The organism is Roseibium sp. M-1 (assembly GCF_054515675.1).
Genome location: NZ_CM137257.1, coordinates 4543108 through 4555721, shown reverse-complemented (window position 1 = coordinate 4555721; position 12614 = coordinate 4543108). Strand labels below are relative to the sequence as shown.

The 12614-nt window shown below is 53.7% G+C and carries 13 protein-coding genes and 1 pseudogene; 6 read left to right on the top strand and 8 right to left on the bottom strand.

Annotated features, from left to right (window positions below):
- The first annotated feature begins 52 nt into the window (after positions 1-52).
- Positions 53-1021, top strand: coding sequence for a GlxA family transcriptional regulator (locus ACX3M4_RS20635; protein ID WP_459354861.1), 969 nt, complete (start codon positions 53-55; stop codon positions 1019-1021).
- A gap of 518 nt (positions 1022-1539) precedes the next feature.
- On the opposite strand, the gene ACX3M4_RS20630 is transcribed toward ACX3M4_RS20635, so the two are convergent.
- Positions 1540-1905 (bottom strand): helix-turn-helix domain-containing protein, encoded by a 366-nt coding sequence (locus ACX3M4_RS20630; protein WP_459354860.1) that lies wholly within the window; start codon positions 1903-1905, stop codon positions 1540-1542.
- Positions 1906-2189: 284 nt separating this feature from the next.
- The gene (locus ACX3M4_RS20625) at positions 2190-2768 is read right to left on the bottom strand and encodes an NADPH-dependent FMN reductase (protein WP_459354859.1); all 579 of its coding nucleotides are present in this window, start codon (positions 2766-2768) and stop codon (positions 2190-2192) included.
- A gap of 316 nt (positions 2769-3084) precedes the next feature.
- Here ACX3M4_RS20625 and ACX3M4_RS20620 point away from each other — a divergent pair, with 316 nt between their 5' ends.
- From ACX3M4_RS20620 to ACX3M4_RS20610, 3 genes are all read left to right on the top strand, one after another.
- On the top strand, positions 3085-3978 hold the full coding sequence (locus ACX3M4_RS20620) for a LysR family transcriptional regulator (protein ID WP_459354858.1): 894 nt from the start codon (positions 3085-3087) through the stop codon (positions 3976-3978).
- 165 nt (positions 3979-4143) lie between these two features.
- Entirely contained in the window at positions 4144-4998 is an 855-nt protein-coding gene (locus ACX3M4_RS20615; RefSeq protein WP_459354857.1) for a pirin family protein, read from the top strand.
- Between the two features lie 247 nt (positions 4999-5245).
- Positions 5246-6277, top strand: a complete 1032-nt coding sequence (locus ACX3M4_RS20610) for a D-cysteine desulfhydrase family protein (RefSeq protein WP_459354856.1) — start codon at positions 5246-5248, stop codon at positions 6275-6277.
- A gap of 42 nt (positions 6278-6319) precedes the next feature.
- Here ACX3M4_RS20610 and ACX3M4_RS20605 read toward each other — a convergent pair whose 3' ends face one another.
- From ACX3M4_RS20605 to ACX3M4_RS20585, 5 genes are all read right to left on the bottom strand, one after another.
- Complete coding sequence (locus tag ACX3M4_RS20605; protein WP_459354855.1) at positions 6320-7390, bottom strand: NAD(P)H-dependent flavin oxidoreductase; 1071 nt, start codon at positions 7388-7390, stop codon at positions 6320-6322.
- A gap of 30 nt (positions 7391-7420) precedes the next feature.
- Positions 7421-7660 carry a tautomerase family protein gene (locus tag ACX3M4_RS20600; protein ID WP_459354854.1) on the bottom strand — a complete coding sequence of 80 codons (240 nt, stop codon included), beginning with the start codon at positions 7658-7660 and terminating at the stop codon, positions 7421-7423.
- A gap of 24 nt (positions 7661-7684) precedes the next feature.
- The gene (locus ACX3M4_RS20595; protein WP_459354853.1) at positions 7685-8395 is read right to left on the bottom strand and encodes an SDR family NAD(P)-dependent oxidoreductase; all 711 of its coding nucleotides are present in this window, start codon (positions 8393-8395) and stop codon (positions 7685-7687) included.
- A 97-nt stretch (positions 8396-8492) separates the two neighbouring features.
- On the bottom strand, positions 8493-9443 hold the full coding sequence (locus ACX3M4_RS20590) for a LysR family transcriptional regulator (RefSeq protein WP_459354852.1): 951 nt from the start codon (positions 9441-9443) through the stop codon (positions 8493-8495).
- Positions 9444-9889: 446 nt separating this feature from the next.
- The gene (locus ACX3M4_RS20585; protein ID WP_459354851.1) at positions 9890-10090 is read right to left on the bottom strand and encodes a hypothetical protein; all 201 of its coding nucleotides are present in this window, start codon (positions 10088-10090) and stop codon (positions 9890-9892) included.
- A gap of 795 nt (positions 10091-10885) precedes the next feature.
- Here ACX3M4_RS20585 and ACX3M4_RS20580 point away from each other — a divergent pair.
- A pseudogene (locus tag ACX3M4_RS20580) lies at positions 10886-11287 on the top strand ((2Fe-2S)-binding protein); the annotation flags it as partial.
- 193 nt (positions 11288-11480) lie between these two features.
- Complete coding sequence (locus ACX3M4_RS20575) at positions 11481-12398, top strand: LysR family transcriptional regulator (protein ID WP_459354850.1); 918 nt, start codon at positions 11481-11483, stop codon at positions 12396-12398.
- On the opposite strand, the gene ACX3M4_RS20570 is transcribed toward ACX3M4_RS20575, so the two are convergent.
- Positions 12349-12612 carry a DUF2274 domain-containing protein gene (locus ACX3M4_RS20570; protein ID WP_459354849.1) on the bottom strand — a complete coding sequence of 88 codons (264 nt, stop codon included), beginning with the start codon at positions 12610-12612 and terminating at the stop codon, positions 12349-12351. The genes ACX3M4_RS20575 and ACX3M4_RS20570 overlap by 50 nt on opposite strands.
- Positions 12613-12614: the final 2 nt, after the last annotated feature.

The following is a 12614-nucleotide window of genomic DNA, read 5'->3' as shown; positions in this document are numbered from 1 at the left end:
TGTCATATAAACAACAAAATAAGACATCCCCCAACTGAGAAGGATCAGCGACATGAGGACAGTTGGCTTCGTGACGGAGGATGGTTTCCAGGTCATGGGTCTCGCCGCCCTCTCAGCTTTCGATTTCGCGAACATGCTGGTTGGACGGGAGTTTTACCGAGTTACGGTCATGTCCGAGGCGGGCTCACAGGTGCGTTCGTCGCTGGGTTTGTGCATCCAGACAGAACCTTTGGACGCTATGCCGGACACACTAATGGTGTTGGGCAAGATGAAGCCCAAGCCGATCACGGAGACACTCAAGGCCTATCTTGCCCGCGCAGGAAAAGAGGCAAGGCGCGTTGCCGGCGTTTGCACCGGAGCCTTTGTTCTGGCTGAGGCGGGGCTGCTCGACGGGCGCACCGCCACGACCCATTGGGTCTACGCCAGGAACTTGCAGCAGGACTATCCGGACGTCCGCGTCGAAGAAGATCGGATATTCGTGAATGACGGCAATGTCTGGACCTCAGCCGGGATGAGCGCCGCCATCGATCTGACACTGGCTCTCATCGAAGACGATCTCGGCGCAGAAATTGCCCGCGGCGTCGCGCAGAGGCTCGTGGTCTACTACCGGCGTACTGGTGGCCAATCGCAGTTCTCGGTGCTGCTCGATGTCAAGCCGCGCTCGGACCGCGTTCGCAGAGCGCTGACTTACGCGCGAGAGAACCTGCAATCGACACTGTCGGTCGAGGAATTGGCCGATGTCGCAGGCCTAAGTCCGCGTCAGTTCAGCCGGGTTTTCCACGACGAAACCGGAATGCCCCCAGCCAAAATGGTGGAACAACTACGCCTTGAATTTGCCCGCACCATGCTGGAAGAAGGTCGGCACTCCTTTGACGAAGTGGCTCGAGACGCAGGCTTCGGAGACCGCGAACGCATGCGCCGCGCCTTTCTACGCGTTTACGGGCAACCGCCACAAGCCATGCGTCGCAGCCTGCGCCGTGTCTATGGTTCGGACACGCAAATTGCCGAGGCGACGATTTGATCCCCGACTGGGCAGATTAAGGGCATTACGGCCCGCAACGTGTATTTCCCAACAGACAGTCCCGCAAATCGCGTGGGCGGTGCGGCAAACGGCTCCGAAATCCCTTTGCCCTGCCGACAGACTTGAGTTGGCCGCCCCAACTCTGCACCACAGCTGCAGCCGAGCGCGTTTTAGGCTGTGAACCGATACGTGAGCAATTCCAAAAATCCGGCCGATTTCAACACTTCTTGGACAGCTTCTCTGATTTCGCTGAAACTCTCGATTTCAAATTACCTCATTATTCATCTGAGTCAGTGGCTATGAGAAGGCTATGTCATAAATCGTTGCGTAAATGTCATGTACGTCAGAATCTAAAATAGGCCTTATTGCCTCAATTGGCCGATACAAATGCCGCTTGAAACGTCTTGATCAAAACAACTCCTCCAAAAGTTACAGAATAATCATCAAAACCAAGCATTTACCGCGTTTTCACCCGCCTGCGAGAGGCCCTGATTAGACGCTCTGTTGGTGCTGGACTTCTACTTCCTGCTTCTGAGGAACTGGAGGTATTCCAACAGTTTTTGTTCTTCTTCGGCGGTCAGGTTGTGTTCGGCAAATGTGGGAACCTTCCGTCGACCAGGTTTTGCTTTCTTCGAAGAAGTGGAATACCCGGCCATCTCCATCAGCTGTTCGTAACTAATGTCGTAAACTGTTGACAAAACAAGTAATATATTCGGAGATGGCCTCTTGATCTTGTCATTCTCCATTTGTGACAGATAGGCGTTGGAGACCTCTTTGCCGGTGGCCTCTTCAACATCTTGCAACGTCAATTTCCGATCTTGGCGGGTGGACGCCAAGTACTGACCGAGCGAACGGCGGCCTGAATCTGTCTCGGATGATTTCAATCCAGGCGCTCCTAATGATCAATCTGAAACCCGCTGTAGGCTAGGGTTTTCGCTTGCCAGGTCATACAACACCTAACCCCCCCGCATTCAGCCTTGAACACCAGACCCCGGCTGACTATGGACGAACCCTGACCGAAGCAACCGCCCGCCCGCTGAGCAAGATAAGATCTCAGCGCGGCGAGCGATGCTCTACCTGGGCCAAACGGCGTAAAAAACAACCAGACTCTGGCTGCAGCTGGATAAATGATCAGTGGCAGGTCGTATCAAATATCGGGACTGAGAAGCTAGCCAGTATTTCGGGCAACCATGAGAGCTTCCGTCCACCAGAAGAGGTCGTCGAGCATATCTTTCGCAGAAGCCTCCAGATGAGGGAAATCGGAAAAGACCTTTTCCTGATTCAATAGCCCTAGAAATTCGACCATTCCGATGTGGACCGCATTCCTGAGCGGAGCAATTTGAAGTTCAATCAAGTTTAGACGAAGCTGCTCTACTGCGCGCGCTGCACCGACACCACCGTAGCCCACAAACGCTGCCGGCTTTCGGTTGAACGCCTGATAGACATGATCCAAAGCGTTTTTCAGTACCGCCGGAATGCCGTGATTATACTCTGCAGTGATGAATATGAAGCTATCGAAACCAGCGATTTTCGAAGCAAATCGTTGAGCCACTTCATTTTGGGGTAATGCATAAGTGGGTGGCACGCCTTCGTCAAAGAACGGGAGTGGATAGTCGCGGATGTCTACGATTTCGTAAGCCGCATCGCCGCGAGCGTTGGCCAATTCCAGGATCCATTTGGCTGGTTTTTCACCAAACCGTCCGTCACGCGTGCTGCCAATGATTATTGCTATTTTCGGCACCGCCATGTTTTGAATTTCCTTTCAAGTTAGACAAAAGAGAGGTCATTTCTGCTGATGGCGACTTCCGAATGCGCTCTCAGCGTTCTTGCCCGGAGTCCGGCGACCCCAATTCGGTACCAGTCATTTGCCCGACGCTCCAACACAGCTGGCCTCTGAGCGCATTGGAATTCAGGACTGAATTGGCGAGTGACGAACTGGATCGCCGCAGTCCGGTCCACGCAACACCGCCAAGCGGCATAAATCGCTTGCAGCTAGCTTTACCGACTATGGCAGCAGTAGGAAAATATGGATAATATCGAAAAAACTATTCAGGATTTTTGATATGATTGTCGCGCCTGCGCTCAGCCTTGATCAAATTCAGGTCTTGCTTGTGGTGGTCGAAACCGGAAGCTTTGCTGCGGCGGCTCGCAAGCTCAATCGCGCTACGTCGGCCATCAGCTATGCAATTGACACGCTTGAAGAGCAATTAGGTGTCGCATTGTTTGACCGGGGCACGACGCGCCGGCCAAGGCTGACTGCCGCCGGCGAAGCTGTGGTGGCGGAGGCGCGCGCGCTTGCGCATGCTGCAGACACTTTGCGCGCGCGCGTGAAGGGCCTGCAGGAAGGATTAGAAGCTGAAGTCTCCATTGTAGTCGACGAGATGGTTTGCGTGCGAGTGCTGACTGAACTCTGCAAGGCTTTTCGCGAAAATTTTCCCACGGTTCCGCTCCGGCTAAGACGATGCAGTATGCAAGGAGTCGAAAGACTGCTCAGGTCTGGCCGATCTCAAATCGGGATCGGTGGCCTGGTGCATATGGACAACACGGGCCTTACGACACATCAGCTAGATGGGGTGAACATCATTCCTGTTGCTTCCCCGGATCACCCATTGGCGCGACCAGCACTTCAAAAATCGGGTGCAGCGCGTGAGCATCTTCAGATCGTGCTCACGGAAAGTGAAGAGGCGATAGATCAGAACGCATACGGTGTCGTGTCAGGATTGCTCTGGCGCGTCGGAGACCTGACAACGAAGCGCGCAATGTTGGTTGCGGGGATTGGCTGGGGCGGTATGCCCGAACCGATGGTACGAGATGATCTGAAAGCCGGTCTGCTTTACGCACTCAAGCTGCGTGACTTCCCTGGAGGTAAATATCCAATGCAGATTGCCTATCGGAACGATGCACCACCTGGACCGGCAGGAACCTGGATGATGGAGCAGATTTGTCAAAGGTTGTGAATGGTGATGTACCGGGAGAGCAACGAAACCGATTGGCCTTATTCAGAAAAATTGAAAAATTTTGTCAAATTTATTCGGATTTACCCTTGCCGACCGTAGCGATATCTGTCGGAAGGTTATCTACAAATTTCGCGGTTTGTCCTCCACCTGACGAAAAAGAGCCACATGATGCAACAAACGGACCCTTGTTCAATCGCTGACATTTTTCCGACCAGAAACATCGTAGGGCGGACGCGGGGAAATGGTCACAACGGGATCACACGTCTTGTGAGTCCAAGTGATCTGGGGGAGACTCTAAAACCTTTCGTTTTCCTCGACCATTTTGATCTCAATCGCAACGCCTTTCCAGGCATGGACATGCATCCGCATTCAGGAATTGCGACCGTAACCTACCTGTTCGAAGGCAATGTGAGATACGAAGACACCAACGGGCAATCTGGGTTGCTTGAACAAGGAAGCGTTGAGTGGTTCAGCGCTGGTGGGGGTGCTTGGCATGGGGGTGGGGCAGGCGACAGTGAAAAAGCTCGCGGCTTTCAGCTCTGGATCGCCCTTCCTGGAGACAAAGAGCTTGCCGACCCGTTCAGCCTTTACCGGGACGAAACGGAGATCGAAACAATCGGTCCTGCCAGCGTCATCATTGGCACGTACGGAAACGCGACAAGTCCATGGGTGTCTCCGTCACCCATTAATTATTTGGCTGTGAGGCTAAAAGCCAATGAGATCTGGACATATCAGCCACCCGAGGGACACACTGTGGGATGGGCAGCAGTCAGTATCGGCAGCCTCCGCACACCCGCGCCGATAGGTGCAGGCGAGTTTGTCGTGTTCGAGCCAGGTGGTGGCGCGATTACGTTCTTGGCTTGTGAACCTACCGACTTAGTCATCGGATCAGCTGCACCTCATCCTTACGATCTTGTGCTCGGCCGATTTTCCGTTCACACGCATCCTCTCGCATTGTCAGCAGCCGAAGAGCGCATATACAGAATTCAGCAAGACTTACAAAAGGAAGGGCGTCTTTAGTACTATTGCAATCTTCACTCAAGGGGTCGTTCTCTGATTGAAGAAATGAAGCGCTCCTTATGTCGCATCGCTTTGAGATTCGATCAAATAGAACAATATTCACCTTTTTAGAACTGGGACGAGACATGGGGTAATTCCTCATTGGTCAAAGCTACTGCGGAAAAGATTTGAGTCTAATCGTGAAATCCACAGGCGACTACTCTTGCCGAAATTTGCTCTGGTTCGATGAACTCGCAGAGGAACACCCATGTCACTGCTCGACGCCCTGAAAGTTTGGCCCAAATGTAAGTTGATGAGTGGTAGAACACCTATTCACCGACTGGAACGTGTCGAGAAAGCGCTTAATCTGACCGCTGTTGGCATCAAGCTTTACGTCAAGCGCGATGATGTGATGCTATTGGGCGGTGGCGGCAACAAACTCAGAAAACTAGAATATCTTCTTGGCGACGCCCTGTCGCAACGCGCTGACACGTTGATTGCGACCGGAGGTCGTCAGTCAAATTTTGCTCGTTTGGCAGCCGCCGCAGCTGCCCGCAACGGACTGTCGTGTGAACTTGTACTCGCAAACATGGTTGAGATTTCAGATCCTGACTATGTGCATGGCGGGAACGTGTTGCTGGATCAAATCTTTGGGGCGCGAATTCATGAGCTGTCTTCGGGCGATAAAGTCGGCGGATACGTAAGTCGGCTAGTTGAAGACCTGGCCCGGTCCGGTCGATCCGCCTATGTCGCAACACTTGGCGGGTCGTCGCCAATCGGGTGTCTAGGCTATGTTGAATGCGCACTTGAAATCGAGAAGCAAGCAAGGGAGCTCGGCACTCGGTTTACTTCAATTTTGGTTCCCAATGGTAGCGCAGGCACCCATGCCGGCTTGCTAGCAGGATGGTGCGCGCTCGGGAACAGATCTGATGAAATCAGATCCTACTCGGTATTGACAGACGCCAAAGCGGCTTGCGGCTCAACCTTGGACAAGGCCAATGCCACATTGGAGATGTTGGGATACCAGCCCACACTTGTTCCAGACGACATTCACACAACCGATAGCCAGTTGGGCGCCGGCTATGGACTGCCGACGCAGTCTATGGTGGAGGCAGTGCACCTCATGGGCACACAGGAAGGCTTGTTGCTCGATCCGGTTTATAGCGGCAAGGCTTTCGCCGGAATTCTGGCCGACCTTGCGGAGGGGAAATTCAACCCGGGCGAAGAGATTTTATTTGTCATGACAGGCGGCAGTCCTGGACTTTTCGCTTATTCCCACCACTTGGTCGCACACCATTGAGATCAGCGCCGCGCGTCTAGGACACCGTTGAAGGCGATCGTCTCAGCGTGTCGCCTGACGGAGCTCTGTCTCCAGTTCGGCCACCAACGCGGCTGCCGGCATCGCGCGAGCGAGCGGAGCTCCTTGACCTGCCCATTGCGCACCGAACCCGAAATCTCCTTTTGCCTTCGCAGATGCATGCAGGGTTTTGCCGAGATCATAGGCGATTGGATAATCCGGCACGCTCTGAGCTTGGATACCTGCACCAAATTTCGTAAATTTGTTCGGGAGGCATCTGGCAGGGCGGCCGGAAATTACACTGGTCATTTCAGTGTGAAATGCGGCTTCTCCGCGAAGTGCGGTGCGATACCCATCGTCGGCGAGGCTTTCTTCGCAAAGAATGAAGGCCGTACCGAGCTGCGCGGCCGATGCCCCGAGCCGAAGTGCGGCAGCAATCCCTGCGCCGTCCATTATTCCACCTGCGGCGATTACAGGGAAACCGGTGTTGACAATGATCGAACGGGTAAGAGCCATTACACCGATGCGATCATCCGGGGCATCGGGATCGAAGACGCCGCGATGTCCACCGGCCTCCCAGCCTTGAGCCACAATCACGTCCACGCCCGAATTTGCCACTAAACGGGCTTCGGCAAGGCTTGTCGCGGAGGCAAGCAACAGAATTCCTGCTTCCCGAAGTGCCCGGATCGCGTCTTTGCGAGGAAGTCCGAAATGGAAACTAACGACCCCAGGCCGTTCTTCCAGCAGCATCGCGAGCATTTCATCGTCTTCGACAAAGCTTCTGTAGATTTCTGTCAGGCCATCGGGAGGTGCTGACCCCAAAATGCTGAATTCCGAACGAAGCCGATCTATCCACCTCGTTTCGAGTTCAGCATCCGAAACAGCAGGCCGATGACAGAATAGATTGACATTGAAAGGCAGCGCGCATTGGGCACGTATCTCGGCAATCATGGCCCTAGCGCCCGCGGTGTCGGTGGACCCGACGCCGATAGAGCCAAGCGCTCCGGCATTACTGACCGCCGCAGCCATAGACGGCGAGGAGACGCCGGCCATCGGTGCCTGGACGATTGGCAATCGGATGCCAATTCGTTCAAGGAGATGATGAGACGATGACATGAGCTTCTCCTCGCTGGTGTGCCAGGCCGATTAAGCGGACTGGGTTTCGGCAAGTTTTTTGCGGTATTGAGCAACAGGCAATCCGCCCCAGCCCCAATCCTCAAGTTCGACTTCCTGGATCACGACCCAAGTCCATTCCGGAGGCTTGCGAAGAACGTCCTGCAATACTTTGCTGATGCCGTCATAGATGGCGGCCTTTTCTTCGGCTGTGACGTGATCAACGCCGGCCTCGGTTCCTTCGCGAGTCAGTTGAACTGTTACGAAAGGCATCTCGTTTCCCTTTAAGTGAATTGGTTAGTGCCCTGCGGCTTGGCCGCCATCGACGTGAAGCGTCTCGCCTGTTACGAAACCAGCCGATTCCAGATAAAGAACCGCATTGACGATGTCGCTGATTTCACCCATCCGTCCGACCGGATGCAGCGCTGCCAGGAATTCGTGGGTCTCGGGCGCATGCATTGGCGTTTTGATGACGCCAGGCGCGACGGCATTCACCCGGATACCTCGGCCGGCATATTCCACCGCGAGACTGCGTGTTGCTGCGTCGATACCGCCTTTGGAGAGTGATGCAAGGACGGATGGAACCTTCGAAAGAGGCTGGTTCACCAGAGCGGTTGTGATACTGACAACGTGACCGCTTCCCTGTTTTTCCATTTTGTCGACCGCAGCCTGGGTTATGTGGAAGAATCCGTTGATGTTGGTCGAAACCACCTGGGCATACTGTTCGGCAGAGTATTGCGTAAATGGGCTTGCGACAAAGATGCCTGCGTTGTTTACAAGCGTGTCGATGCGGCCGAACTTTTGCACCGCTTCTTCGACAACCTGCCGACCAGTGGCAGGATCGCCAATATCGCCGGCAATCGTCAGCACATCCGGATCACTGGACGTTCTGATTGAGCGCGAGGTGGCGACGACACGGTAGTTGCGGTCCAGATAGGCACGGACCAATGCGGCTCCGATCCCTTGCGATGCACCCGTGATGACAGCGACTTTCTTTTCGGTACTCATGACAGTCCTCTTGATGTTCAAGTTTCAAACCGGTCTTTCCGGTCACCGAACATTTGGGATGGAGCAAATGGCGTTCGAATAGCCGCTGACTGGAAGTCTATCTTCCGCCGGGCGATTGAATTGCCGCGCGATCGGCATCGATGCTCAGTTTTGCAAAATGCGACTTGAGCCGCGGGACCGCAAAATCAGCAAAGGCGCGCACTTTGGGGACTTGAAGCCGGCCCTGTGGAGCGATCAGGTGCACCGGCAAAGGGGCTGCTTCTGTTTCGGGCAACAGAATTTTGAGCGAACCGTTCTCGAGCGGCTCTGCGATATGGTATGAAAACATGCGCGTGAGGCCGTGTCCGGCGACGGTGCTCGCAACTGCACCGCGAATGCTGTTGACGATCAGGCGCGGTGAAAATCTGACTGTGCGCGGGACCGCTGAGTCGTCTGCCGAAGGAAAGCTCCAGCTGTCGATGCCGAAATGAGTCATGGCGATGATCTGGTGATTGGCAATATCGCCCAGTTCTCGAATGACGGGATTGGTGTCGAGGTAGCGAGGTGCGGCGGCAATCACGCGCCGGACTTCACCGACACGGATCGCGATGAGTGTTGAATCGGCCAGATGAGCAATGCGAAGCGCCAGATCCATACCTTCGTCGATCAGATTGGCCGGACGGTCGAGAAAATGCAGCCTAACGCTGACGGCGGGGTGGATTTCCGTGAAATCGTCGACAATCGGCCGAAGAATTTCCTCTCCGGCAGCCACAGGTGCTGTGATTGTTAGCAGTCCACGTGGAGAGGAGCGCTCACCGGCAACGATAATGTCGGCTTCTTCCAGTTCCGCAAGCACACGCCGACAGGCAGCAGCATAGCGTTCGCCCGCATCGCTCAATTTCAGAGAACGTGTTGTGCGATGAAGCAACTCGGCTCCGACATGCCTTTCCAGGAAGGCAACGGCTCTGCTGACAGCTGCCGGCGACTTTCCCAGACGTCTTGCTGCTCCGGCGAAACTGCCTTCATCAAGAGCCGAGACGAAGACTTTCATTGCGTCTATTCTATCCACTTATATATCCCCCAAAACAAGTAAAAGACTTTCCAAGTCTGTCATAAAATAACCATAGATAATTCGTTAACATAATTGCACTACCTAGCTATTTTAGTTTTAACGCATCAATATAGTATGCGATGATTTGAAGTCTGGAGAGTTGGTGGAAGTACTACCCGAGTGGGCAAAGCCGGAGTTGCCGATCCACGCATTTCATCCATCTCGTCAGTTCGTCCGCAACGAATTGCGGCCCTCATCGAAGCGATCGTCGATGGCCTGAAAGACGATATCCCATCCCCAGGGCATGAGGGGTAGCATTCCAAAATCTCACTGGAAAATACCATATGGGAGGACAAGCCTGCGCTCGACGATACCAGCTTTCGCCCCCTGCAGTTCTCGGTCTAATCCACCTGCCGTAAAGCTGTCCCCCCTTCAATGTTACGAGGCAACTGTCGCGTCTGGCATTACCGTATTTCTACGGCACTGGTTTGAAATTGGGATTGGTTAGTCGTTCTGGCGGCGTGTGGTGGTGCCAAGGTGAAGTCGTCGCGCTTCAAATTGGGCAGCGAGTAACCGTGAACCACGTTGAAGCTCTTGTCATCTTGCACGCTGAGATCCATCAACTCCGCGCCTTCCCGGACCAGGGTGGATGCATCTGAAGGCATTTCGAGATCCTGCTCCGCACTGGCCACGGCGATGGCATGATCGCCGACGAAAGAAGCAATCGTGGCAAGGATGCCTAATACTTCCGGAAGGCGTACGAACGACCGCGATCAAGTTGACCTTTGCGAATTCGGCGTTTGAGTTGATTGCAAACACCGTGTTTGTCGCAATCCATCGCCAGCTTCCCCCTCCATGGCGTAATTGCCCCTTTCCGACAATTGCTGCGAAATGCAGCAGCCTGCCAATCGGCTTTCGAAATGATTGCCGCAGTGACTGTTTTGCACCGCCAACGTCATGTTCTGATGCTTAGACGGACCGCATCGCCAGAAGGTTTCCGTCGGTGAGGGTGTCAGCATTGTACCGACTATTTTGCGCCGCCGTGCAGACGACACTCCATCAACGTCGGGCCGTTTTCAGCGTGAGGAATTGCAAGGAATTGCGCAACACTGTTCCAAACTTGCGGGAAAGCGCTAAACGCTGCATGACGCATTCTTTCTAGACTGTTTCATCTTGCTTGTGCGAAAATTTTATTTCGAAAAGGTCAAATAAACGGCGATTTAGGGCACGCCCGCACCAACCCTAAATCATCCACCCACCAAAGCCTGCAGCGCTGTCTGGCGGCCTGCGCGGTGTTCATTCTCCACCGATGCTCGCATCCCGTCCATCGGCAGGGCTATGTCATAAATCGCCGCCTAAATGACATATGAGACATTGCCTCGGGACCTTACTCTGGAAACTAGATCAAATGTTAACAGGGAGAGACTTTCAAAACGACAACCGTACTTCGGGTAAACGTTGTGGAGCATGAGGTCGATGTCGATGGCGACACCCCGTTGCTTTGGGTACTACGAGACGTACTGGGACTGACCGGGACAAAATTCGGTTTCGGTATGGCAATTTTCGGCGCCTGCACCGTTCATTTCGACGGTCGGCCAACACGTTGCTGTGTCACGCCTGTCGACGGCATCGATGACGCCCAGATTACTACAATCGAGGCGATAGAGAACACCGAGGCCGGATCCAGGGTCCAGAAAGCCTGACTCGGCAAGGAAGTCGTTCAGTGCGGCTATTGCCAGTCCGGACAGATCATGTCGGCATCTGCGCTGCTGTCGGAGAGCCCCGAGCCAAGCGACGTGGAAATTGATGAGGTCATGTCGGGGAACCTTTGCCGCTGTGGCACCAATCAACGCATTCGCGATCAAACAAGAGATCTGAACTCCGATTGGGCTTATCGATCGGACAAAGGTAGATTCCGAAGTCTGACAACTGAATGTACCAGTAATTACGCGTTATATTCAGCTCTTATCGCTACTAATAAAGTTAATTTTCGTTTCGGGAAAATGACCCAACTGCAGCAAGCAAGAAAAACTGACGACAACGGAGACAGATACCTTGAAAAGGGAAATCGGGTTAAGGCATCTGAGATACGCCGCTATTGCTGCACAATTGGGAAGTTTTCGTCGCGCTGCTGAAGAGCTTTGCATTAAGCAATCTACCTTAAGTCGCTGTGTATTACAGTTGGAGGCTCGAATTGGTGTTTTGCTATTTGAAAGATCCAGCGGAGGTGTGCGACTTACGGCAGCCGGTGTTGAAATCATGCGGACCTCAAGATATTTGGTCGATACCTTCGATCACTTGCTTTTGAGCGCTGAGGAAATTGGCCAAGGCCATGCCGGTCGCGTCACGATTGGCTTTAACACCTCTCTTTCGACCGGCAAACTTCGAGCCAGCCTGATCGACTTTTGGCATCGATTTCCCAACGTCGAAATTCGAACGGTTGAAGGCTCACGTGAACGATTGCGTTCCGGACTTGCTAGCGGTGCCGTTGATGTTGCCGTGACAACCGGAACACCGCTTTCCGGTAAGGCACAATCAATGACACTATGGACGGAACGCGTTATAGCGGCGTTACCTGAATCCCATCGATTTGCCAAGCACAACGTCGTGCATTGGACAGATCTCAAGGATGACACGTTTCTGATTAGCCAAAATGATCCAGGATTGGAGTTCTCGGATATTATCCAAGCCAAATTAGCGCGGCCCGGCAAGCGACCGAATGTCATTCTTCATGAAGCTAGTCGAGAAACCATCAAAAGCTTGGTGGGAGCGGATTTCGGAATAACTCTTACAGCGGAAGCTTCTATGGGCGCAAAATATGCCGGTGTTGTCTACCGTGAAGTTTGTGATGGCAACGGTCCGAGCCGGATAAACTATGCGGCACATTGGCGACATGACAACGACAATCCGGCATTGGCCAACTTCATCGCTCTTCTGGAAGAGCGATACCCCTCACCTGCCGGTCTTGACTGACACTACGCCGCGCCTTTGCAAACCCACGATCCGTCGCAATGAACCTTTCCAGCATCGGAACGATCAGCTTTGCAGGATCCTCAACGGACTGCCCACTCTGCCTTCCAAGTATCTCGGCATAGTCCACCAGATCCCGATGCAGTTTCGCCGGCAACTCCACATTCACCTTGACCGGCTTGTCGTCCGGCAACGGCCCCAGTTTCAATTTTACCATGG